At 61.7% G+C, this 23,954-nt stretch carries 20 protein-coding genes and 1 pseudogene; 8 read left to right on the forward strand and 13 right to left on the reverse strand.

Going from position 1 to position 23,954, the window contains the following annotated elements:
• Window positions 1-397: 397 nt before the first annotated feature.
• Window positions 398-976: a TetR/AcrR family transcriptional regulator gene (locus tag HNO88_RS17750; RefSeq protein ID WP_184248774.1), complete on the reverse strand. Its 579-nt coding sequence runs from the start codon at window positions 974-976 to the stop codon at window positions 398-400.
• Between the two features lie 134 nt (window positions 977-1,110).
• Here HNO88_RS17750 and HNO88_RS17755 point away from each other — a divergent pair, with 134 nt between their 5' ends.
• The 3 genes and pseudogenes from HNO88_RS17755 to HNO88_RS17765 all read left to right on the forward strand — a co-directional run.
• A complete protein-coding gene (locus HNO88_RS17755; protein ID WP_184248902.1) occupies window positions 1,111-2,418 on the forward strand; it encodes a family 1 glycosylhydrolase in 1,308 nt (435 codons plus the stop codon).
• A gap of 213 nt (window positions 2,419-2,631) precedes the next feature.
• Window positions 2,632-2,871, forward strand: coding sequence for a transposase (locus HNO88_RS23050; protein WP_246381993.1), 240 nt, complete (start codon window positions 2,632-2,634; stop codon window positions 2,869-2,871).
• A pseudogene (locus HNO88_RS17765) lies at window positions 2,868-3,095 on the forward strand (IS66 family transposase); the annotation flags it as partial. The gene HNO88_RS23050 and the pseudogene HNO88_RS17765, both read left to right, overlap by 4 nt.
• 236 nt (window positions 3,096-3,331) lie before the next feature.
• On the opposite strand, the gene HNO88_RS17770 reads toward HNO88_RS17765, so the two are convergent.
• The 5 genes from HNO88_RS17770 to HNO88_RS17790 all read right to left on the reverse strand — a co-directional run bounded on the left by HNO88_RS17770 (window position 3,332) and on the right by HNO88_RS17790 (window position 10,146).
• Window positions 3,332-4,714, reverse strand: a complete 1,383-nt coding sequence (locus HNO88_RS17770; protein ID WP_184248780.1) for an FAD-binding oxidoreductase — start codon at window positions 4,712-4,714, stop codon at window positions 3,332-3,334.
• Between the two features lie 5 nt (window positions 4,715-4,719).
• The gene (locus tag HNO88_RS17775) at window positions 4,720-5,565 is read right to left on the reverse strand and encodes an SDR family NAD(P)-dependent oxidoreductase (RefSeq protein ID WP_184248783.1); all 846 of its coding nucleotides are present in this window, start codon (window positions 5,563-5,565) and stop codon (window positions 4,720-4,722) included.
• Complete coding sequence (locus HNO88_RS17780) at window positions 5,562-6,602, reverse strand: Rieske 2Fe-2S domain-containing protein (RefSeq protein WP_184248786.1); 1,041 nt, start codon at window positions 6,600-6,602, stop codon at window positions 5,562-5,564. The genes HNO88_RS17775 and HNO88_RS17780 overlap by 4 nt, the downstream gene beginning before the upstream one ends.
• Window positions 6,603-6,867: 265 nt before the next feature.
• Complete coding sequence (locus tag HNO88_RS17785; protein WP_184248789.1) at window positions 6,868-7,872, reverse strand: aromatic ring-hydroxylating oxygenase subunit alpha; 1,005 nt, start codon at window positions 7,870-7,872, stop codon at window positions 6,868-6,870.
• Between the two features lie 9 nt (window positions 7,873-7,881).
• On the reverse strand, window positions 7,882-10,146 hold the full coding sequence (locus HNO88_RS17790; RefSeq protein ID WP_184248792.1) for a TonB-dependent receptor: 2,265 nt from the start codon (window positions 10,144-10,146) through the stop codon (window positions 7,882-7,884).
• A gap of 324 nt (window positions 10,147-10,470) precedes the next feature.
• On the opposite strand from HNO88_RS17790, the gene HNO88_RS17795 reads away from it, so the two are divergent.
• Window positions 10,471-10,959, forward strand: a complete 489-nt coding sequence (locus HNO88_RS17795; RefSeq protein WP_184248795.1) for a MarR family winged helix-turn-helix transcriptional regulator — start codon at window positions 10,471-10,473, stop codon at window positions 10,957-10,959.
• Window positions 10,960-11,067: 108 nt separating this feature from the next.
• Here HNO88_RS17795 and HNO88_RS17800 read toward each other — a convergent pair whose 3' ends face one another.
• Entirely contained in the window at window positions 11,068-12,288 is a 1,221-nt protein-coding gene (locus HNO88_RS17800) for an acetyl-CoA C-acetyltransferase (protein WP_184248798.1), read from the reverse strand.
• 32 nt (window positions 12,289-12,320) lie between these two features.
• Window positions 12,321-13,097, reverse strand: a complete 777-nt coding sequence (locus HNO88_RS17805) for an IclR family transcriptional regulator domain-containing protein (RefSeq protein ID WP_184248801.1) — start codon at window positions 13,095-13,097, stop codon at window positions 12,321-12,323.
• A 72-nt stretch (window positions 13,098-13,169) separates the two neighbouring features.
• Between HNO88_RS17805 and HNO88_RS17810 the strand changes: the two genes are divergently transcribed.
• Genes HNO88_RS17810 through HNO88_RS17825 form a run of 4 tightly spaced genes read left to right on the forward strand, consistent with a single transcriptional unit; the run spans window position 13,170 to window position 16,597 of the window.
• Window positions 13,170-13,889 (forward strand): CoA transferase subunit A, encoded by a 720-nt coding sequence (locus tag HNO88_RS17810; protein ID WP_184248804.1) that lies wholly within the window; start codon window positions 13,170-13,172, stop codon window positions 13,887-13,889.
• The gene (locus tag HNO88_RS17815) at window positions 13,889-14,527 is read left to right on the forward strand and encodes a 3-oxoacid CoA-transferase subunit B (protein WP_184248807.1); all 639 of its coding nucleotides are present in this window, start codon (window positions 13,889-13,891) and stop codon (window positions 14,525-14,527) included. Before HNO88_RS17810 ends, HNO88_RS17815 begins: the two co-directional genes overlap by 1 nt.
• A 34-nt stretch (window positions 14,528-14,561) precedes the next feature.
• Window positions 14,562-15,626 carry a maleylacetate reductase gene (locus HNO88_RS17820; protein WP_184248809.1) on the forward strand — a complete coding sequence of 355 codons (1,065 nt, stop codon included), beginning with the start codon at window positions 14,562-14,564 and terminating at the stop codon, window positions 15,624-15,626.
• A 38-nt stretch (window positions 15,627-15,664) separates the two neighbouring features.
• The gene (locus tag HNO88_RS17825; RefSeq protein ID WP_184248812.1) at window positions 15,665-16,597 is read left to right on the forward strand and encodes an intradiol ring-cleavage dioxygenase; all 933 of its coding nucleotides are present in this window, start codon (window positions 15,665-15,667) and stop codon (window positions 16,595-16,597) included.
• A 66-nt stretch (window positions 16,598-16,663) separates the two neighbouring features.
• Here the strand turns inward: HNO88_RS17825 and HNO88_RS17830 are convergent, their stop codons facing one another.
• The 5 genes from HNO88_RS17830 to mhpA form a co-directional block, all read right to left on the reverse strand.
• A complete protein-coding gene (locus HNO88_RS17830) occupies window positions 16,664-17,839 on the reverse strand; it encodes an MFS transporter (RefSeq protein WP_184248815.1) in 1,176 nt (391 codons plus the stop codon).
• Window positions 17,840-17,944: 105 nt separating this feature from the next.
• Window positions 17,945-20,239, reverse strand: a complete 2,295-nt coding sequence (locus tag HNO88_RS17835) for a TonB-dependent receptor (protein WP_184248818.1) — start codon at window positions 20,237-20,239, stop codon at window positions 17,945-17,947.
• A gap of 67 nt (window positions 20,240-20,306) precedes the next feature.
• A complete protein-coding gene (locus HNO88_RS17840) occupies window positions 20,307-21,455 on the reverse strand; it encodes an L-lactate dehydrogenase (RefSeq protein WP_184248821.1) in 1,149 nt (382 codons plus the stop codon).
• 8 nt (window positions 21,456-21,463) lie between these two features.
• Window positions 21,464-22,291, reverse strand: a complete 828-nt coding sequence (locus HNO88_RS17845) for an SDR family NAD(P)-dependent oxidoreductase (RefSeq protein ID WP_184248824.1) — start codon at window positions 22,289-22,291, stop codon at window positions 21,464-21,466.
• 94 nt (window positions 22,292-22,385) lie between these two features.
• Complete coding sequence (gene mhpA / locus HNO88_RS17850) at window positions 22,386-23,954, reverse strand: bifunctional 3-(3-hydroxy-phenyl)propionate/3-hydroxycinnamic acid hydroxylase MhpA (protein ID WP_184248827.1); 1,569 nt, start codon at window positions 23,952-23,954, stop codon at window positions 22,386-22,388.

Genomic DNA, 23,954 nt, shown 5'->3' on the forward strand with positions numbered 1-23,954 from the left:
CTGCTCTTCGCTGAACCTGCTGCGCTTCATTCCGTCCGACTCCTTCGCATCGGACTCTACTCAAAATCGGTCACATTTCAGGGGAGCACGTCACCCGGTTGGGACGCGCATCGACCAAGATTACATCATGCGACGACCAATCTGAGCCTACGCCGAAAGCACGCAGTCCACCCGTTCAGGTCTTTTAGGCGCTCTTGCTCTTTCGCTAAAAGGGTCGTGTCTCCGGTTATGGTGTAGTTGAGGGTGGCCATCGGAGATCTTCGGACAGGTTCGGTTTGCGAAATCCAACCAACGGAGACTCCGATGACCGACGAAGCTAACGGAGATCAACCATTGCGACACAGTTGATCAGCAGAACTGAGAGAATATCAGCATCTGTATCAATCGTCCGATGATTTTATACAAAGAAACGGTCGCAGAATTCCTCCCATACTCTCCTGAAATCAAGGGCTTCATCACGAAGCCAAAGCCGCTGCAGGCCGTTCCAGAATGCATCTAGTTCTACTGCCGCAGTTTGGGGGCAGGGTTTCCAGCACAATGCAGTCTCGTGAAACTTGCGGATGGTCCTCGCACGTTGTTGAAAGAATTCGTATGCCCCGTGCGAAGGGGACAGTGATTCCGCCTCTAGTACGTGAAAGAGGCGGACGAGCTGACGCTCGCTGAAGCTGTGCTCCATAATCCGTGACAAGGAGGTTCGGGACGTCTGAGCGTCTACCATCGAGACTGCGCTCATCCCGATTTGCGTGTAAGCCCTCTGGTCGAGTGCCGCGAGAATTTCCGCCAGAAGGTTTGAGACCGAGGGGAAGTAGTGGAGCACTAAAGACTTCGCGACCCCACATGCGCTTGCGATATCTGCTACCGAGACTGCATTAAAACCGTTCTCGGCGATCAGGCGCTCTGCCGTCGCAATGATTTGTGCATGCCGTTCGGCAGGGGGCAACCGCTTGCCGCGAGGCCGCGAGGCCGCGTCGTTCATCGCCAATATGGTTCGTCTTTCTATCGTTCTAGTTCGTTTAGCGGCCATAACATACGAGCAGTGACTGAAAAACCTTGACCTCGAATTGCTGAAATGGTTGTTGACCGAACGAACAACAGTTTGGGCATAGGATGATGATTAGTAGGCGAGATGTGATGATCGCAGGTGCCGCTTCCGCCGTGGCCGGAGCTGCAAATGCGGCCGTTCAACGTCCAAGCTCTCCTTTTCCAAAAGGTTTTCTGTGGGGTGCGGCGACGGCCGGTCATCAGATCGAAGGCAACAATGTTGCTTCCGATATGTGGTTCGTAGAAAACCTCAAACCAACATTTTATCCCGAACGGTCCGGTGATGCATGCAACAGCTTTGATCTGTGGCCCACTGATCTAGACCTAGTGAAGCATATTGGGCTCAACTCATATCGCTTCAGCCTCGAGTGGGCCCGCATCGAGCCCGAGCAGGGTCAGTTCTCAGTCGCCATGCTTGATCATTACAAAACGATTATTGACGGTTGTCGGGCGCGCGACATCCATCCTTTTGTCACCTTCAATCATTACTCGGCTCCGCGGTGGTTCGCTGCACAGGGCGGATGGACCAATACGCAGGCACCAGGGCTATTTGCGCGCTACTGCGAAAAGGCGGCACGTCATTTGGCCGGCGGCATTGGTCATGCAGCGACGCTGAACGAGCCAAACATGCCGCTTTTGATAAAGGATTTGCTTCCCGCGAGCGCAAGTGCCGGCATTCGCGCGATCTACCGAGCAGCAGGCGATGCGCTTGGTTCCAGCAAGTTTACCTTGTCGCAAATTATCCTGCCCGACGATGTTCCTACAGCGATTGCCAACCTCATTGCCGCGCACAAGGGTGGCCGAGCGGCAATCAAGGCAGTTCGGCCGGAACTGCCTGTGGGCGCATGCTTGTCCATGGCCGATGATCAGGCGGTGGGCGCCGATAGTCTTCGCGACAACAAGCGGAAAGACTACTACGGCGCTTGGCTCGAGGCCGTGACCGGCGACGACTTCGTTGGCGTACAGAATTATCACCGGACCTTGTGGAATGCACGTGGCAAGATGCCTGCCCCCAAGGATGGACCACGCAACATCGATGGGACGGAGGTTTATGCACCATCGCTCGCGAACGCGGTACGGTATGCTCATCAGCAGACACGGTGTCCGATCATCGTATCGGAACACGGTGTTGATACGCCCGACGATTCAATCCGTGCTTGGCTCATTCCCGCAGCGCTGAAGGAGCTTTCCCAAGCGATAGGCGACGGTGTACCGGTCCTCGGCTATTATCATTGGTCGTTGATGGACAATTTCGAGTGGTCGCTTGGATATAGTCATCGTTATGGTCTGGCATCAGTCGATCGCACCACGTTCAAGCGATCACTGAAGCCAAGCGCAGCGGCCTACCGATCAATTGCCCAGCGAAATATGTTATAGTCTCTCGAAGTATAAAGCTTTAGCAAAGTAAAAACATTCATGTAAAAGGCGCTTAGTAGATTCTGCTGCTAGGGTTGTACTAACCGCCAGCTTTTACAACTGAGGCCGCACGTTGGTCTCGGAGGTCCACCGTCTGCAATAGCCGTCTCATTGAGATCCATGACGACGTCGTGCGTGATCGCACCGCCTGTTTGGGGCCGATACCACGCAATGATGCGCTCGAAGGATGAAACTCGCCTCGATCCATGGCTTGCTACAGCTGCCAAGACTAAGCTTGCTGCATTCGCCGCCGGCGTCGATGCGGACCGGGATGCCGTGGCCGCAGCCATCTCGACGCCATGGTCAAGTGGTCAGGCCGAGGGCACCATCTGCCGCCTCAAATCCATCAAGCGCCAGATGTACGGCCGCGCCAAGCTCAATCTGCTGAAGGCAAGGATTATGATGCCGGCATGACCCAATCTGCACGGAATTTGAGTCAGAGCCCCTTTTGCGCGCCGATTGACATCTATGTCCGCGACGAGCGCGGTCACGGCGGTACCACCCCACCTGCCGCGCTGTTCCGTTATGCGCCCGATCGAAAGGGCGAGCGCCCGGTCGCGCATCTCAGCAGCTTTGTCGGTCATGTCCATGCCGATGGCTATGCCGGGTTCAACAAGCTGTACGGGAACCGCATTGCCGAGGTCGCCTGCATGGCGCACGTCCGGCGCAAGTTCTTCGACATCCACGCCGCCAACGGCTCCGCAGTCGGCGCCCTGCTTAAGAATGAACGCCTTCTGGGCGTCGGAAAACTTCGATGCCTTAATCGTCCTTCGCTCCTCCCAGCCAGGGAGATTACCGCGAAAAACCCTAGCTCAAAACGATCCAGTTTTCCGGGATCAGATCAAACACCGGCCGGACACGGAATTTCGTCCGGTCAGTCCATGTCGAGGATCCGACCTGGGTTCAGTAAGTTTTGCGGATCCAGGCAAAACTTCAGACGCTGCATCAAGGCCAGTTCGCTCGGATTGCGAGTCAGCGACAGCGACGCTTTCTTGTCGAGGCCGATACCGTGCTCGGCCGAAATCGAGCCGCCGATCGCACCGAGCGGCAGATAGATGATATCCTTGATCCGCTGCCTCTCTTCTGGGGTGAACGATCCGGCGCGGACGGTCATGAGGTGAAGGTTGTTATCGGCCACATGCCCGAAGATAAACAGGGAACATTCGTTGATCGCTGCCTGTAATTCCCCCTCCACCTTCTCAAGATAGGTAGGCATCGTTCGAAGCGGAACGCTGACGTCGAAATCGAGCCGATCGCCGAGCCGCATGAGAACGTCCACATCCTCGCGGATCGCCCAGAGCGCGTTTCTCTCCGCCTCGGACTTAGCGATCACGCCGCTTGCGACGAGCCCTTGCTCGAACGCGTCCTCGAGCACTTCCAGAAATGCCGGTCCGTCCCTTTCGGAATCGCTGCCCTCCGCTTCCGCAAGTACGTAGAGGGTCGCCTCGGTATCGATGCCCGTTACCGCGCCGCGGTGCGCCGTCATCGCCTTGAAGAACGGGCGCCACATCACTTCGAAGGCGCTCAACGTCCCTGCCAGGCGCGCTTCGATCCAGCGGAAGAAAACGATGACCTGCTCGAAGCTGTCGAATGCTAGCAGCGCGGTGTTGCGGGAGGTCGTGATCGGGCGCAGCCGCAGGACCGCGCGGGTCACGATACCTAGGGTACCTTCCGATCCCACGAACAGCTGTTTGAGATCGTAACCACTGTTATCCTTGATAATTTCTTTCAGGCTGTCCACGATCGTGCCGTCAGCCAGCACGACCTCGATGCCCAGGATGTGATCGCGCATCATACCATATCGAAATACGCGGTGACCGCCCGCGTTCGTAGCGATCGCCCCGCCTAGCATCGCAGAGCCGCGCGCACCGAAATCGACCGCGAACAAGGATCCCTTCGCCCGCGCCGCTTCCTGAACCTCATGGATGGTCGCGCCGGCACCGGCCAGCATCGTCCGGCCCACCGGGTCGAGCGCTTCGATGCGGTTCAGCTTTTCCAACGATAGGACCAAATCGTTATCCCGCGACACGGTGGCCCCCGCCATGCCGGTGCGTCCGCCGTGTACGACGATCTTCTGGCCGGAGGCATTGCAGGCAAGCACGATGGCCGCGACCTGCTGTGTGTCGGTAGGAGTTACAAGAAGCCGGCAGCGGCAGGATTCGCCCGTTCCCCAGCGCACCTCGCGCATCGCGGCAGCGGGGGGCTCGAGCACGTTCGCCTCGCCGACGATGGCGACCAGGGCTTCGCGACTTGGCATGGTTGTCAGGGCACCTTGCAGAGGGCCGAACCGCCATCGATCAGCATGTGGGTTCCAGTGACATAGGAGGACGCGCTCGACCCATAAAACAGAGCCAGTCCGACGATCTCGTCGGGCATCGCCGTGCGGCCCAGCGCCGAGGTGCTCGCGAAAAGCGCTTTCACCGCATCGTCGCTCATGCCACCGTCTCCGATGTTGGTCACGAAGTTGGCAGGCGCGATCGCGTTCACCAGGATACCGTACGGCGCAAGTTCGAGAGCGACTTGTCGCGATAGATGCGCCACCGCCGCCTTCGTGGCATGGTACGCGGTCGATACGAACACGACGTTGACGAGAGCCGCTGCGGATGAAGTGACGATGATCCGGCCGCCGCGACCCCGCCGTTTCATGATCCGTGCCGCCGCGCCCAGTGTGTTACGCACTCCCATGAGGTTGACCGCGACGACAGCATCCCAGTCGCCTGTCGATGGATCGTCGATCGCGCCTTGCGGGTTGGGATTGCCATCAGGGCGTGCGAAGCCCGGCCCGCCGCCGATGCCCGCGTTCGCGAAGATCACATCGATGCCGCCGCGATCGCCATCGATTCGATCGAATGCCGCGTCGAGCGCGGCGCGATCGGTGATGTCGGCGACCAGCCCCTGAGCCTGTTTGCCCAGCGCGCCGATGGCGTTGTCGATCGCGCTTTGGTCACGGTCCACGATCGTGACGATTGCGCCGTTCGCAGCGTAACCGCGTGCGATCGCCAGCCCCAGTCCCGAGGCCCCGCCGGTAACGACGACGGACTTTCCCGCTACGCTGAAGATATGCGCCACGTCCAGGGACGACATGTCGTCCGCCGTCTCGCCAGTCATGCGGGTTCCCTTTCAGCACAAGCCGCTTCGGCGGCAATGAGTTTTGAGAGGCGCCGACGAACCCGCACCGATCCTTCGTCGGTCCGAAGCAGCGCCGGCCCCAGCGCGTTGAAGTCCGTGCTTCCCACGCGACTTTGCTGCGCCTCCAGCATTGGCTTGTCCTCACCTGCAAAGGCGGCCTGCAGCATGACCGCCACCATCGCTGTAAGATCGGCGTCCTCGACCAGACAGTTGCGACCCGCCCAGTAGAAATAATGCGTCTTGCCGGCGTCACTCGGCGTCATCACGTGGATGCCCCAAGTCTCCGGATTGCCGCGTTCGCGGTGCCCCGCCGGGTATCCGCCCAGCGTGACCGCCATGACCGACGGCGCGTACCAGATCGCGCGCAGGTAGACGTCGGCGGGGTTGTTCGGCTCAGGCAGCAACGCGTCCAGCGCGGGAGGGGCCACATCGGACGGTGCGAACCAGTTGAGTTCGATACGGTCGGGATGCTCTTTCACCGTGAATTGCGCCCGCGTCGTCGCCCCGCCGCCAAGGCTTGTGGGATGCAGACTATCTGCATGACTGAGATCTAGGATATTATCAGTACAAAGCTGATAGTTCGCGGCTATCTGCTCGTAACCGTGAAGCCCTGCGGAGGCTGGCGTGCGCGTTATCAAGTCCAGCGGCGGGATCGTTGCCGGATCGGCCAGAGCCTGTTCGCCAATCCAGACCCAGATACCGGTGTGGCCGACAGCCGCGGCGAAACTGGGTACTGTCAGTGCCGAGATCGCCGCTCCGTGCGGGTTATCGAGGCAGCGGCCATCGGCCGCGAAGGTGATCGCGTGATAGCCGCACGTGATCTGCCCGTCGGTGATTTTGCCGCATGACAGTGGCGCAAAGCGGTGCGGACAGCGATCGAGCAATGCCGAGACGCCCCCCTCGACGGTGCGCATGATCAATAGCGGCACCTCGGCGATCGTCCGTGCGAACCAGCCCACTTCATCAAGCTCTTTGACCCAACCCACCAGATACCAGCAGTTACGCAGATACGTCATCGGCTTCCCTCGCCTCCCTCACGCGACCAAGTCATACTAAGGCCGTTTCGACCGCGAGTTCGGACGAGGGTAAAATCCGGGCTTGCGTTCAGGCGGGCACGACCATTCCGTTCAAAAACGTCTTGATAGGTACTGTCGTCGTCTCGGACGGAGACGCCCAGGATCGCAGGCCCGCAGCCGATCGCATCGAGTTTCAACTTCTTCCGCCTTTCGCGCCAAATATTGGTTTCTTATGAAACCATTTATCGCCTTGTTTTGAGAGATGTCAATCGGTTGATGATGCCGTTGCCGGATCCGCCGACTTGGACGTGGCCGCCAACCGCTTGTACAGCAGCAACGCCGCATCGGATCGCACCGCCAAGGCGCGAGGGAAAGAGAACCGCGCCCGATTGGCATGTTGCGCCTCGACGATCCGCCGATCTTGATCGAACCCCATTTCCAGCCCGTCCATGATCGTCGCTAAACGCGCCGAGGCACCTTCGTCCGCCGGGATCGACCATTGTAGCAGGATCAGGGCACTGTCCGGCGCAACCGGTACGGCGGCAATGACCGCGCGACTTTTCGCTACGGGTGCAAGTGGCTCTTCGCCGCTGCGCGCCGCGGAAGCGCCGCCCGGCGGATGATCGTCAAGCGCTATCACTACGATGCCGGGTGGGTAGACGTGGGTTACGGCATGCTGATCCACAAGATCCCCCGCCGCCAGATCCTCCGCCCACCAATCTATTTCGATGGCCCTTTCCCCCCGCGTGACAAACGGACGATGCGCCAGCCACCAATCCGGCTTGAAGCCCCCGCCGTGGACATAGCCGAAGTGCGACGTGTCTAGCAGGTTCTCGACGATCAATTCGGCAGGGGCGGCGACTTCAAACCTGCGGCGCGCGGATATCCAGCGTTGTTCGCCAGCCGCGAATATCCGGGCCGCCACCATGCCCGGCCCGTCTTCGGATTGCGATGCCGTGCTGACCCAGGACCAGCCCTGCTCCTCGTGAACCGCATAGGCACGGACGCGCAGCAAATCGGGAATGCGGTCTTGGCCCGGCACGTTGATGCAGAGGCCAGCGCTTGAGAAAGCAAGGCCGTGATATGGGCAGCGTACGGCATTTCCGTCGCACTGTCCCATAGACAATGGCATGTGGCGGTGGGCACACCGGTCTTCGATCGCCGCAAGCGTGCCGTCATCCAGCCGCCAGAAGACAATCGGATGACCGTCGATTACCCGTCCGACCGGCTGCTGTGCAAACTCATCGCTCCAACCCGCTAGGTGCCACATGCCGCGCCCTCAGAAGCGGTAACGGGCAGTGACGCCAAGTTCCCGAGGCCGGCCATAGCCCGCCACCGAATAGCCCTGAACCTTCACGTTCTGCCCATAGCTGATGTAGTGACGATCGAAGAGGTTGGTCGCGAAAAGCTGGAAGTCGACCCCCTTGATCGCGTCCGGCACGATACTGAGACGCACGTTGGTAAGCCAGTATCCGGGTTGCGTAATCGCCGGACTGTTGAGCCCGTCGCGATAGGTCTTGGATCGGTAGGCAACATCGACACGCGGCGTGACGGTGCCGAAGCCAAGTAACTCGACATGGTAGTCGCCCCCGGCGGCGAAGCTCCAACGCGGCGCATCGGGCAGCTTGTCCGACAATTGCACGTCCGTGCCGAAGTTGAGTTCGGTATACTTGTTGGTCAGATAGCCACCGCTGATCTGGATACTGGCTTCGGGGACCGGGCGCGCCACAAGCTCCACTTCCGCACCCCACAGCCGCGAGCGGCCGGCGTTGCGCGTGTCGCTGATTAGTGCGCCACTTGCATCCGTGGTGAGAGCCTGAAGCTGGATGTCGGAATAGATGCTGTGGAAGGCGGCGACATTCAGCGTCAGGCGACGATCGAACCACTGCGTTTTCGCACCCAATTCGTAGGTCTGGATCTTCTCCGGACCGAACGGCGTGGTTCCCGTGTTCGCGCCGATCGGGCGTGGGTTCCAACCGCCGCTTTTGAAGCCCTTGGCATAACTGCCATAGATGAGGATGTCCTCGCTAGCTTTCCAGTCGATGCCGAACTTGGGAGTGAATGCGTTCCATGACTTGTACAGATCCTGCTGCGGAATGAAGACGTCACCGCCCTCGATATGCGTAAACTTGCGAGAGAACCGCTTGCTTTCGTAGTTCTGACGGAAGCCGGCAGTCAGCTTCAGCCGATCGGTCAGCTTGTAGCTGAATTGACCGAACCCGGCATAGTTGTTGACGTTCAAGCCAAGATCCGCCCGCTGGCTGATCTCGAATCCGAACACGTCAAGCGTTCCCGGCAAAATTGGCACGAAGTTGCGACTACGCCCGATTTCCTTGAAATAGTATCCGCCGAGCAGAAAATCCAATTTTCCATCCAGTAATGTCCCGTAGATTTGCACTTCCTGGCTGTACTGCTCCTGATGCTGCGTATCATCGGTCTGGATTACGCTGTACGGTGAAAGATCCAGATCATTGGAGATGCGCGCCTCCAGCGCACGTGCGGCGGTAATCGTCTTGAAAGTAACGTTGTCGGTGACATTCCAGGTCAGCGTCAATGAGGCCCCACCCGCATCGAGGTTATCTCGCATCGGCGCGGTGCCGTAATTATCGTACCGGCTCGGGCTCGCCCACCGGCCATCGAACCGCGAAGCCGCAGGCAGACCCAGCTGCGCGTTCTGGACGGGAGCCAGCACCGGATTGAACAGGTTCTCGATCAGCCCCGCAGAAGACGGGAAATCGGGAATGAAGAACAACGCCCCGCCGTTCTGGCGCTGGTTGGTGTAGTCGATCGAAAAGTCGATGGTCACGTCGTTGGACGGCGTTCCACGCAATGCCAGCCTCACGATCTTGCGGTTCTCGATGCCCAGTTCCAGGCCGGTCGGAATTTGCTCGCCGATACCATCGGCCCGGATATAGCCCGCGCTCATCCGCGCCGCGAGTTTGCCGTCGATCAGCGGCACATTGGCAGCAAGCTTGGCCTCGACACGATTGTAGGAGCCGTAAGTAAGGCTGGCGACGCCCTCCGCTTCGTTTGTCGGCGCCTTGCTGGTAATGTTGATCGCGCCGCCGATCGTGTTGCGGCCGAACAGGGTGCCCTGTGGGCCGCGCAACACCTCGATCCGATCGATGTCCAGCACGCTCAACAAACCGCCCAGGCTTCGCGCCAGGTATACGCCATCGATGTAGGTGCCTACGCCGGGATCGTTGGGAAACTGGAAGTCATTCTGGCCAACGCCGCGGATCGTGGCAGCCGCAGCCGATCCGCCGCCATCTGGGCGGCCATTGTTCAGTTGCAAGTTTGGAACCGTCGCGTCCAGACTGGCGAAGTTGCGGATGCCGCGCGATTCGAGGCCGGCAGCCGAAATCGCGGTAACCGAGATCGGAACGTCCTGAAGCCGACTTTCGCGCCGCTCGGCGGTAACCACGATGTCTTCGACACCGACATTCGCCGGCCCTGCCCCTGCCGCCTTCTCCGGCGGCACAACCTGCGCACTCACCATTGCCGGAAGTGACACCCCCAAAAGAGTCATGGCACTTGCCAGCATCGTGGGAATTGCGTGCATCGTAATTTCTCCCCTTCAGCGACGCGTCATACCGCGCGTCGTCCTCCTCACCAGTTATTTTTAGTTTCACGTGAAACTTACTTTATGAGGCCGAGGTGTCAAGTGCCAGTGTCAATTTCCTTTGCTGAGCGTCGCGATCGCGTGCATTTTGCGCGCCACGAGCGGCGTAAGACGAGTTTTGTCGAATTCGCACAGCACTGGACACCACAGTTTGGATGCGTATGAAAACAATATGGTCGCCAGTTCCAGCATTGATCGCCAATCGGATGTCGCCGAGCTGCCCGTGCGACGCGTCAGGGCTCGTTGATGCCTCCCAAAACCCGGCCGGATGCCGTCGCCAGCCCGCCCAGCTCGAAGCTGTTCCTGAACGATTACCTGCCGTACAACATGGTCGTGTCGGCATCGGCGATCTCGCAACAGATTGCCCGGATTTATTCAGACCGCTTCGGTCTGACCTTGCCGCAGTGGCGCCTGATCATCAATCTGGGTAGTCGCGGCCCGATGGCCCAGCTTCAGATCGTCGAACATTCGGCGCTGGACAAGATTGCCGTCAGCCGCGCTGCCGCCGCGCTGCGAGCGCGCGGGTTCGTTACCATGGAGTTTGGGCGCAGCGACAAGCGCTTCAGATTGCTCGAATTGACGCCGACGGGTCGCACGATTTACCGCGAGGGCGCGACACTGGCGTTGGAAATCGAGCAGCTGCTTGTCAGCACTGCGAATATCAGCGATCCGTTGTCCTTGCGCGAACAGTTGATCCAGCTTCAGAAAGCCGCGCGCGCTCTCGAAGAATTTTAGTCCACCCGCCGCCGGTGCGAAGGCCCAAGCGCGGCCGGGCAGGCACGCACTCGCCCCCGGCGCTAGATTGCATATGCATATTCACGCCGGAGCCGCGGTCGATCTCCGTCAACCAAAGCGGGCGCTCTCGAAAATCGCAGCCAACCCCTGCCCTCCCCCTATGCACATGGTTTCGAGACCGTAGCGCGCGTCACGGCGGCGCAGTTCGTGGATCATCGATGTCGCGATCCGAACGCCGGTGACGCCTATCGGGTGGCCGAGCGAAATGCCCGATCCGTTGACGTTCAGCTGCTCCAGCCGAGGATCATCCTGGCTCCAACCCCATGCCTTCAGGACTGCAAGGACTTGCGGTGCGAACGCTTCGTTCAGTTCGATCAGGTCGATATCGTGCCATGACAAACCCGTACGATCGAACAGGCGCTTCACTGCGGGAACCGGGCCGATGCCCATGCGCGATGGGTCGCAGCCCACGGCCGCCCACCCGCCGAACCATGCCAACGGCTCAAGGCCAAGCCGCTCCAGATGGTCTTCCGCCACGACCAGGCACGCCGCCGCCGCATCGTTCTGCTGACTGGCGTTGCCCGCCGTGACGACGCCGCCTTCCAACGGCTTCAGCGCGCCGAGCGACGCGGCAGTGGCATCGGCGCGGTACCCCTCGTCGTGCGCGAAGATGACCGGATCACCTCGCTTCTGCGGAACGGTTACGGGAACGACTTCATCGTCGAAGCGACCCTCCCGCCAGGCCATAGCTGCGCGCTGATGCGAGCGCGCCGCATAGATGTCCGATTGCTCGCGAGTAATGCCATAGTCGCGCGCAAGGTTCTCTGCCGTCTCGATCATGCCGGAGATCACGCCGTACCGGGCGATCGGTTGTGACATCAGGCGCGCGCGGGTGAGCCGATCATGCAGTTCGATACCGCCCATCCGCACGCCGCCCCGCAGCGCGGTCGAATAGTGCTCGACATTGGACATGCTCTCGGCACCGCCGGCGACCACCACGTCGGCAGCGCCGGTCTGGACCATCATGGCCGCTTCGATGATAGCCTGGAGGCCCGAACCGCATCGCCGATCGAGCTGAAACCCGGGCACGCTTTCCGGCATTCCTGCCGCCAGCCACGACCAGCGCCCGATGCCGGGGGCCTCCCCGCTGGGATAGCCCTGACCGAATACGACATCGTCCACACGCGCTGGATCGATCTTGCTGCGCTCGATCAGAGCCTTGATGATGATCGCGCCCAATTCACCGGCGGTGAAGGACGAAAGGCCGCCGCCGAACTTGCCGACGGCGGTACGAAGGGGCGATACGATCGCCACGCGGCGAAGGGTCATGGGTCAGGCTCCCGGTCTGTCGAAGGAATGGTTCAAATGGCGCGCTCCAACTGCCGCGCCGCAGCGCGCAGTTCGGGCAGGTAGGTGTCGATGAGTTCCTGGCGATCGTGCGCATCGGAAAACGTCGCCACGTTGAGCGCCGCGACCACGGCGCCGTCGCCGTTGCGCACCGGAACCGCGAGCGAACGCAACTGCGGTTCGAGTTCCTCTTCGACGAGGCTCCACCGCTGCTGCAACACCAGCGCCAATTCCGTGCGAAGGGCATCATGATCGATGATGGTGCGAGCGGTGCGGGCCTCAAGCTGGGTGCCGGACAACCACCCATCGAGTTGGTCCGGGTCGGTTTGCGCCAGCAAGACGCGGCCCATCGACGTGCAGTGGCTGGGCAAGGTACTTCCCACCATGAGCGGCGCGGCGATGATCTGGTGCCGCTCGGCACGGGCGATGTAGATGATGCGTCCCATGTCCGCCGGGTCCAGCGTTCCCACGGACACCGTCTCGTGCAGTCGATCGCGCAGGGCGTTCACGATGGCCTGGCTCGCGCTGGCAAGCGGAGTGGACGTCAGATAGCCACAGGCGAGCGGCAATAATCCGGGGGTCAGAGCATAGCGACCTTCCTTTTCGATGACGTAGCCCAGGCGAGCTAGCGTGTAGAGGCATCGCCCTGCGCTGGGCCGGCTGACATTGCTGATCCTCGCCGCTTCGCCGACCGTCAGCGTGCCCCGTCCTTCGAACGCACGAAGAACCCCCAGCCCGCGCGCGAGCGACAGCATGAAATCGGGATCAGGGGTTTTGCTTTCAGCCGACATCTTGACTCCCGTCTCTACGCGCCTAAAACTTATCCGGTCAATATGACCGATAATCGGACAATATGAGTTTTCATGCCCAAGCACAAGGTTCATTCGGATACGCAAAGCGCACTGGCCGATGTCGTGTTCGATGGAATGACGATCATGTCCGGCGGGTTCGGCTTGTCCGGAAATCCCGAGAAACTGATCGCGGGGCTGCTCGCCATCGGCGTCAAAGACCTGACGGTGATCTCGAATAACTGCGGGGCGGACGGTTTCGGTCTGTGGACGCTGCTGAACAACGGTCAGATCCGGAAGATGATCTCATCCTATATCGGCGAGAACAAGCTGTTTGCTGACCTGTATCTCGCCGGCAAGCTGGAACTTGAGCTCAATCCCCAAGGTACGCTTGCCGAACGCATCCGCGCGGGCGGTGCCGGGATCCCGGCGTTCTACACGAAGACCGGTGTCGGCACGGTGGTGGCGGAAGGCAAGCCGGTGGAGCAGTTCGACGGCGAATCCTACGTCCGGGAGACCTGGCTTCGCGCGGACCTGTCCATCGTCAAGGCATGGAAAGCGGATCCGGAAGGTAACCTCGTCTACCGACGCACGGCACGCAATTTCAACCCGAACATGGCGACGGCCGGCAGGATCACGATCGCCGAAGTCGAGGAGATCGTCCCGGCGGGCGCACTCGATCCCGATCATGTGCACACGCCCGGTATCTATGTCGACCGGGTCATCCAGGGCTCTGCGTACGAGAAGCGCATCGAGTTCCGCACGACACGAGTGCGTGGGGAGGCGCAAGGCTGATGGTCTGGACCCGCGAGGAAATCGCCGCACAAGCCGCTCAGGAGCTTCGAGACGGCTACTACGTCAATCTGGGGATCGGCATCCCGACGCTGGTCGCCAACTACGTTCCCGATGGCATCGAGGTCGTCCTGCAATCCGAGAACGGCATGCTGGGCATCGGCCCCTTCCCGTTCGACGACGAGGTCGACCCCGACCTGATCAATGCCGGCAAGCAGACCGTCACCGCCCTGCCGACATCGAGCTTCTTCAGTTCGGCGGACAGCTTCGCGATGATCCGGGGCGGCCATATCGACTTGGCGATCCTGGGCGCGATGGAAGTCGCCGGAAACGGCGATCTGGCTAACTGGACGGTACCGGGAAAGATGATCAAGGGCATGGGCGGCGCCATGGATCTGGTCGCGGGCGTGCGCCGCGTCGTCGTCGTGATGACCCACACCGACAAGGCGGGCAGCCCCAAGATCGTGGCGCGTTGCAGCCTTCCGCTGACCGGAGCCGGTGTGGTCGATGCGATCGTCACCGAACTGGGGCGCTTCGACCTCGATCAGGAAAACGAGCAACTGATCGCGATAGACCTCGCCGCTGGAGTCACGCCTGAAACGGTGCGGGAACGCACTGGCATTCCGGTCGTGATGGCCTAACGCAAGGGCCAGAGTTTTGAGGGAAAGACGTTCGATGCGCGACTTCATCTATACGGCCAATCCGGCGCGTATCGTCTTCCGCCCCGGAGCCCTGTCGAGCGTACAGGAAGAAGCGCAGAGGCTCGGAATGAAGCGCGCCCTTGTGCTCTCGACGCCGCAGCAAGCGGGATCTGCCGAGGCCGTAGCGGATATCCTGGGTCCGTTGAGTGCGGGCATCTTTTCCGGCGCGACGATGCACACACCGGTTTCGGTCACGGATACGGCGCTCACCGTCGTAGCGGAGCGCCGGGTCGACGGCGTGATCGCCATCGGTGGCGGTTCTACCATCGGCCTTGGCAAAGCCCTCGCGCTGCGGACAGACTTGCCGCAGATCGTAATCCCGACCACGTACGCCGGCTCAGAAGTCACCCCGATCATCGGTGAAACCCAGGACGGCATTAAGAAGACCCAGACGACCGCCAAGGTGTTGCCCGAGGTCGTGATCTACGATGTCGAGCTGACGCTGACCTTGCCGGTCGGCTTGTCGGCCACCAGCGGCATGAACGCGATCGCCCATGCGGTCGAAGCGCTTTACGCGAAGGACCGCAACCCCATCGTGTCGATGATGGCCATCGACGGGGTGCGATCGATCGCCCGTGGCCTGCCGGCCATCGCCCGCGACCCGGGCGACATCGAGGCGCGATCCGATGTGCAATACGGAGCCTGGCTTTGTGGCACATGCCTGGGCGCGGTCGGCATGGCATTGCACCACAAGCTTTGCCACACGCTGGGCGGAACCTTCGACCTACCCCATGCCGAGACGCACACCGTCGTCCTGCCGCATGCGCTGCGTTACAACGCATCGGCGGCGCCCGAAGCCATGGCGGCACTTGCCGACGCCCTTGGTCATCCCGATCCCGCCATCGCCCTGTTCGACCTTGCCGGGACGCTTGGCGCGCCGCGGGCGCTATGGGATCTGGGGATGCCGGAAGCGGGCATCGACCGCGCGACCGACCTGGCGCTGGCCAATCCATACTGGAACCCGCGCCCTCTGGAACGCGAGGCGATACGCGCCCTGATCGCTGCGGCATGGGCAGGCGAGCCACCCGCAAGTCTGTGAACAGAGCGCGACCCGTACCGCGCCATGGAGAGTGAATGATGACCGCCATCGACGAGCCCGACACCCGCGACCTTGCCTTCTTCGACGCGTCTCGTTCCGCCGATGTCGTCAACGCACGCATGGGCGCCGACATCTCGCCTCGCTTTCGCGAGATCATGACGATCCTGGTCGAGCATCTGCATGCGGCGGTCAAGGAAGCCCGCCTCACGTCCGAGGAATGGATGGCGGGGATCGAGTTCCTGACCAGGACCGGTCAGATGTGTTCGGACTGGCGACAGGAATTCATCTTGCTGTCCGACGTGCTCGGCGTGTCGATGCTCGTCGACGCTCTCAACCATGATCGACCTGCCGGATCGACGGAGAACACGGTGCTGGGCCCATTCTATGTGCCCGGTGCTCCGCATTTCGAGAACGGCACGAACATCTGCCTCGACGGCAAGGGCGAACCCTTGATCGTACGGGGACGCGTGACCGATAACGACGGCAAGCCCGTCGCGGGTGCGACCCTCGATGTCTGGTCGACCAACGATGACGGCTTCTATGACGTGCAGCAGCGCGACCTTCAGCCTGAGAACAATCTGCGCGGCGTCTTCACCACGGATCATGACGGTCGCTACTGGTTTCGCACAGTGAAGCCGCGCTTCTATCCCATCCCGGACGACGGCACCGTGGGCAAGATGCTCGCCGCCCTGGGCCGGCATCCGAACCGGGCTGCCCATCTGCACTTCATCGTCGCCGCCCCCGGCTTCGACACGGTCGTCACTCATATCTTCACGCCGGATTGCCGGTATCTTGGCGAAGACGCGGTCTTCGGGGTCAAGACTTCGCTGATCGCCGATTTCCAGCATGTCGACGATCTTGCGCAGGCCGAAGCTGCGGGCGTGGCCAATCCCTTCTGGACCGTCGAATGGAACTTCGTGCTGGCCAGCAAGGACGAAGTCGAGCGCAAGCGGGCGGAAAAGACAAGCTGAGCCGCACTCACGCGCCGGGTACGAAAAGCTATTGCGGCCTCTCGGTCTCGATGGCGACGCGTCTTCCTATTGCACGGAGAAAGCCGCCACCCGTGCGCGGGTTCGCGGAACGGCAAGGGTCACGGCGATCATCGCACCGAAGGTCACCAACGTCAGCATGAGCGACGCGTGTTGTAGACCGGCCAGGGACAGATAGATCGGGGCTCCGAGCATCGTTCCAACGGCGGCGAACTGGTAGAGCAGTCCGGTCGCGGCAGGCAGATTGTCGGGATTGCGCAAGACGGTCGGCAACATGGCGAACAGCAAGCCGGTGATCGCACCTGCCGCCACTTGCCAGAAGACCATCCCGACAATCGCAATGGTCAGCCCGGTGATCGCGCCGAAGACGATCAGTGCGCTGGCCAGCGCGGTGGGAACGATGAAGCCCAGCAAACGGGTCGCGCTCCAGCCCCGGCCCAGGGCCGCGCCCACCGCCAAGCTGCCAACGACACCGGCAAGCAAAGCGAGCGACGAGAGAGAGCCGATCCGACCAGGTGTGGTGTCATGAACCAACGCCAGATAGGTCGGCCATGAACTGACGGAGCCATTGATCGCGGTCACCGCGAAGCCCACCGCAAGGCTTACGCGAAACGCCCCGATCTCGTCCCCGAGGCCACCACCGCCGGCTCCCTCCATAACCGCGGGAGCGAGAGGATTTGCAGGGAGGACCACGCTCGGCAGCAGCAGCGCTGCAGCAAGCCCGCCCAGCGCCAGAAACGCTGTGGGCCAACCGGCGGTATCCGCGAACTGCGACGCAAGCAAAAGACCGAAGGCGAGCCCGATCAGCGGCGCCGTCGCCCATGTCGCGATCAAACGTGAGCGGCTCTCATCCGTGGCAATGGCCGCCGCGCCGATCTGGCCAGCCACGACCGTGATCAGCATCCCGAGACCCTGCACGATGTTGCTCAGCACGAAGACCCCGAGCGAGGGAGCGCCCCAGTTCGCCACCGAGGTCAAGGCAATGATGAGCAGGCCGACTTGCGAAGCGCGCCGCACGCCAAAGCGCGCGACCAGTTTACCAACCGCGCTGCCACCAAGGAGATAGGCGATGAACTGGGCCGACATGATCATGCCCACCACGTTCGGTCCGACGCCGAACTTCTGCCCGAGCGGCAGCACCAGAGGCGCTTGGAAACTCGCGCACATGTTGGCGATGACGCCCAGGATATAAAGCATCGCAAAGGATTGCCGGCTGCCGGTCATCGTCCGCTCCATTCTGTTCGTTTCTGGTTCTTGGGATCGGCGTTTGGCACATTATCTTGTGAAGCCGGCTTCACACGAGGAAACCAGCTTCACCATTCCGGGGTGTCAGAACTTGTAAGTGCCCTGCACACCGAATTCGCGCGGGCGCCCATAATAGCCGACGATAAGGCCAAGGGATGATGCATCGAATCCCGATGCGAGATACTTCTTGTCGAACAGGTTGTTGCCGTAGACCTGGACCGAAAACGTGTCGCTTGGCGATGTCCACGTTACGCGTCCCGAAACCAGCCAGAAGCCCGGCTGGCTGATCAGCGGCGTGTTCACCGCGTCCTTGAACACGCGTGAGCGATAAGCGGCATCGGCGCGCATGGTCAGGTTGCCGGCCTGGCCAAGATCGAAGCGATAATCCGCGCCGAGGTTGAGCGTGTGGGTGGGCGCGTCAGGCAAGCGATCGGACGCTGTGATCGATGCTCCCGGTACGATGGAGACGTACTTGTTGTGGAAGTACCCATAGCCGATCTGGATGCTCGAATTCGGGATCGGCCGCGCCACCAGTTCCGCTTCGATGCCCTTGATTTCCGATTCGCCCGCATTCTGCGTTTCGATCACCAGCGTGCCGTCCGGCAGACCATAGGCGACCGGGAACTGTATGTTCTTGTAGCGGCTGTAGAAGCCGGCCACGTTGAACGTCAGGCGCCGGTCGAACCACTGTGTCTTGGCGCCAATCTCGAACGTCTTGATCTTTTCGGGTTCGAAGGGCTTCACGCCGGAGGCGGCCGACGTCGGCCTTGGCGTCCAGCCGCCGCCTTTGAAGCCCGCTGCGTAATTGGCATAAAGCATCACATCGGGAGTGGCTTTCCAATTGACACCCAGGCGCGGCGTAAACGAATTCCAGCCTTTCTGCAGGACCTGATACGGGATGAAGACGTCTCCGCCCTGCAAGTGCGTGAACTGGCGAGTGAAGCGCTTTTCTTCGTGGTTCTGGCGGACGCCCACGGTGACCGTGAGGTTATCGAGCAGATCGTAGTCGATCTGTCCGAACGCGGCGTAGTTCGTCGCGTTCAGGCCAAGATCGCCGATCTGGGCAATCTCGAACCCGGCCACCGGCAAGGTGTTCGGAACGATCGCGACCCTGTTGTAATCGCGGGCGATCTCCTTGAAATAATAAAGTCCCGCCAGATAGTGCAGCTTGCCATCTATCGCGGTTCCGAACGCCTGAAGCTCCTGGCTGTACTGTTCCTGATGCTGGCGATCATCAGTGCTGATGATCGAATAGGGCGAGTAGTCTTGGTCCAACGCGATATGCGCCTTGTAGGCACGTCCTGCGGTGATCGACTTGATCGTCAGCGCGTCCGACGCCTTCCAAGTCACGGTCAGCGCCGCGCCACCCGCGTTGAGGTTGTCTGCTAGCGGGGCGGTGCCGAAATTGTCGTACCGCCCTCTGGTGACAAAGCGGTTGTCGAACCTGGAACCGGCGGGAAGGCCCGCGGCCGGGTTCTCGATGCCGGCGATGACGGGGTTGAACAGGCCTTCGATCAGCCCGGTGGTCGAAGGCACCGTTGTGATGATCGTCCCCGATGCCGGGTTCTGGCGCTGCCGGGTGTAGTCGGCGACAAGATCTATGGTCACGTCATCGGACGGCGTGGCTCGCAAGGCAAGGCGGATGCTCTTGCGGTTTTCATTGCTCAGCGAGCGCCCGGTCGTCAGCTGTTCGCCCAGCCCGTCCGCACGCGTGAAGCCCGCCGACACGCGCAGCGCCAGTTTGTCCTCGATCAAGGGCGCATTGATCGAAGCCTTGGCCTCGAACCGGTTGTACGAGCCATATAGCAAGCTTACGTGACCGCCGAAGTCCTGCGAAGGCGGAGTGGTGACGATATTGACAGCGCCGCCGATCGTGTTGCGCCCGAACAGCGTGCCCTGCGGACCACGTAGGACTTCGATGCGTTCGATGTCGAGAAGGCCGATCAGTCCGCCATAGGACCGCGCCGAGTAGACGCCGTCGACATAGAGCCCCACGCCGGGGTCGTTGGGGAACTGCGCGTCGTTCTGTCCGACGCCGCGGATGGTTATGGCAGCCGTCGAACCGCCGCCATCCGGCCGTCCCTGGTTGATCTGGAGATTGGGGACGAAGTTCTCCAGATTGCCGATGTTCTTGACGCCGCGCGCATCAAGCGCCGCGCTGGAAAGCGCAGTGATCGCGATCGGGGTGTCCTGAAGGTTCGTCTCACGGCGTTGCGCGGTGACGACGATTTCCTCGACCTGATTGTCGGATCGCGTGGCCTGCTGGGGCACGGCCTCGCTTGATGCGTCACCTGGTGCCGGCTGCGCCGCCATGGCGACCGACGAAGCGCACAGTGCCGAAACGATGGCGCCAATCGACGTCCAATTTTGTATTCTCATGATCCCTCTCCCTTTTTTATGAGTTTTCGGCGGTGGGTTCGACCGACCGCCATCGGTTTTGCTGGCATCAGGGCGGTGCGATCTTTAGATCGCCGACGCGCACAGCCCCGGTGAGCGCCATGGCATTGGCGATTTGCGCCTGAAGATCGGTCAGAAACTGCGACAGACCTGCCTTGCCGCCCGCTGCCAGGGCGAAGGTCCAGGCCCTGCCCAACAGGCACATGTCCGCGCCCACGGTCAGCGCGCGAACCACATCGAGCCCCGAGCGGATGCCCCCGTCGAACAGGACGGGCACTTTCCCGTCGACCTCGCTCACGATGTTCTGCAGCACGGTGATGCTGGACGACACGCCATCAAGCTGCCTGCCGCCATGGTTCGAGACGACGATGCCGCTGGCCCCCGCATCGAGCGCTTTGCGGGCATCGTGACGAGACATGATGCCCTTGACGATCACCGGCCCCTGCCAGCTTTCGCAAACCGCAGCGACTGCCTCGAGATCGAGAGTGGGGTCGAAGTTGCGGGACAACCAGCCCCAGAAATCGCCCAGCTTGGTTGCGCTCGGCACCGACCTGGCGATGCTTCCGAATACCAGCGGCCGCCCGTTCATCGCCACGTCCCAGCACCAGCGCGGTCGGCTCAGGACTTGCGGCGCATGGTCCCAGATCGTGCCTGTCAGACCGTGCCTCCGGTCCCGATGCCGGATGCCCGATACCGGGACATCGACCGTCAGAACCAGCACCCGCACACCCGCTTCCCTGGTGCGCGAGAGCAGCTCGGCCATCACATGCTTGTCGCGGAAATGATAAAGCTGAAACCAGGGCGCCTCTCCGGCAGCCTCGGACACTTCCTCCAGCGAGCAGACGCCCAGTGTCGAGAGACAGAAGGGGATCCCGGCCTCTCGCGCCGCCGCGAAAGCCTGCACTTCGCCGCGACGGGCCATCAACCCGGCCAGGCCGACCGGCCCAAGGCCCACCGGCATTTTCATGGCCTGCCCCAGAACGGTCGTCTCGGTCGAAACCGAACCGACGTTGATCATCGTGCGCTGCCGCAGTTCGACATTAGCGAGGTCGGAGAGGTTGGCCCGCGCCGTCCGTTCGTCGCCAGCGGCGCCATCGACATAATGGAAAAGGAACGACGGCAGCCGCTTGCGTGCGAGCTGGCGATAGTCGTCCACCGTGGCGGCCCGGCTAAGCCGTCTCGCGCCCCCACGGTCCATCGCGTCCATCATCCCTGCCGGCCTGCGATCAGCGACCCGCCATCGACCGGAATCTCGAGGCCCGTCAGATAGCTGGAAGCATCGGATGCAAACAGAAGCGCGACGCCGACGACCTCGTCCAACCGCGCCATGCGCCCGAGCAACGATGTGCGCGCGAAGATATTCTGGACGTTGCCATCCTGCATCGAGCCATCGCCAATGCCGGTCACGAAATTCGCAGGCGAGATCATGTTGACGTGGATGCCGAAGGGCGCGAGCTCGATCGCCACCTGACGCCCCATGTGCGAAACCGCCGCCTTTGACGCGTGATAGACCGTCGACACGAAAGGCACGTTCATCAGGGCCGCGCACGACGACGTGATAACGATCTTGCCGCCCCGCCCGTGCCGCTTCATCGCCCGTGCCGCCGAGGCCAGCGTATTGCGGACTCCCATGACATTCACATCGAGGACTTGTTTCCACTCCGCGTCCGATCCCCCGTCGATCGTACCGGCGGCGTTCTGGCCTTCCGGCGCCGCGCCGAAACCGGGGTTTCCGCCGACTCCGGCGTTTGCGAAGACGATGTCGATCCCGCCGCATTCCTCATCGATGGCGGCAAAGGCTTCGTCGAGGGAAGCGCGATCGACCACGTTCGCGACCACGCCGGATGCCTGTGTGCCCAGTTGAGCCACGGCGGCGTCAATCGCGGACGGATTCAGATCGATCAGGCGGACCCGCGCGCCATTCGCGACAAGAGCCTTCGCGATAATCAGTCCGATGCCCGAAGCGCCTCCGGTGATCGCCGCGACCTTGCCCTCGACGCTGAACAGCTTGTCGATCTTCAGAACATCTTCCATCAACTCGGAATCCTTGATTTCAGCTTTATCGCTATCGTCGTCGATGCTTCGCTCACGCCGACCACACGGGCGTCCGAAGCGGTCCGCCTCGAAGTCAGGCCACTTCCGCATTCTGAGAGTGCGCCTGCACGCGCCCTTCCAGGCCGGCGATCAAGTCGTCGACAAGCTGTGCCGCTGCGCCCAGCTCGCCTACCGTTCCGAACAGGTAGAAGTCCGGGCGAGCGAGGAGAGCCGCCAACCCGTTCTTCTCGAAATAGGCGCCATAGACACCGTCGTGGTCTTCGAATTCGGGATCGTCCAGCGCGACCAGATGGCAGCCGATCGCAGCCAGACGCCGCAATCGCTCCGGCCCCAGAACCGCGCCCAGCGCGCTGGTCGACATAAGCACGAAGCCGTTCCCGATCACCGTGTCGAAGCGGCCCGAAGCCCCGCGATACGTTACCTCGGCTTGCGGCCAGAGCTTGCCGGCAAGCGGCGTACGCTGCTCTGCCAGCAAGCCATCGAGCAAGTCCGGAGTTTGTGGCTGCTCGGGGGGCGTGTTGCGCAACATTTCGTCCCGCGCACGGGCCTTCACCGGATCGTGCTCATTCGCGATTTCGCCCAGCATGATGGCGTTGAGAGTAATCGTCGTGACGTGGGGCTTGCGCTCCACCTCATACGTATCGAGCAATCGCTCGTCCGCCTCTCCGCGCAACACAAGGTCGAGTTTCCAGCCCAGGTTGAGCCCGTCACGCATCCCGGAGCAAGCGCCTTGCCCTAGGTAGGGCGGCATGGTGTGCGCCGCGTCGCCGCCCAGGAACACGCGTCCGTGCCGCCAGTTCTCGGCGATCCGCGCTTCGAAGGTGTAGACGATGTGCCGGATGATCTTCACGTCGGACGGCCCGACGCCGTAGCGCTCACCGATCCATTTCCAGGCGAACTCGCCCGTCAGGAACTGCTCGGGCTCCTCTCCGGGAAGCAAGGCAAGTTCGAAGCGGGTACGCCTCGTACCGATCGCCATGTGCATGTGCCCGCGCGCAGGATCGCAATATTGCACGGTGGCGTCGAACTTTGCCGGCAGCGGGCGCAGCTTTTCGACGTCGATCGTGCACCAGCTTTCGTTGAAGCCGTAGTCCTTGCGACCAATGCCCACGGCGTCCCGGATAAAACTGCGCGAGCCATCACAGCCGACCAGATACCGCCCGCGCAAGACCAGGTTGGACGGACCATCCCCGGCTTCGTCGCGGCGAATGATCTGAACGGTCGCGCCCTCATCGTCCTGCTCCAGGCCGACCGCCTCGTACCCCATGAAGCGGGTGACGTTGGGACAGCTGCGCACGGTCTTGTCGATTTCGGCATCGATATCCGGCTGGTAGATCGAGATATCGCGGACGAACCCGCAAGTGCTCATCGAAGACGAGCCGATGCGCACGAGCACTTCGTTGTCGCCATTGTAGAACGTGTAGCCGTTGATGGGATCGGCATCGCGAAGGGCGTGATCGACATCGCCGACAGACTGGACGATCCGGGCTCCCTCGTCGTCGATATGGGTCAGGCGCGGCAATCCGAACAAGCTCGGCCAACGTTCAATTACGGCCACACGGTGCCCGGCCTTGCCAAGTACCGCAGCCAAGACTTCGCCGGTAGGCCCATAGCCGACGATGACGACATCGAAGTTCTGCAT

This window comes from Novosphingobium chloroacetimidivorans (genome assembly GCF_014204535.1).
In the GTDB taxonomy this organism is placed as follows: domain Bacteria; phylum Pseudomonadota; class Alphaproteobacteria; order Sphingomonadales; family Sphingomonadaceae; genus Novosphingobium; species Novosphingobium chloroacetimidivorans.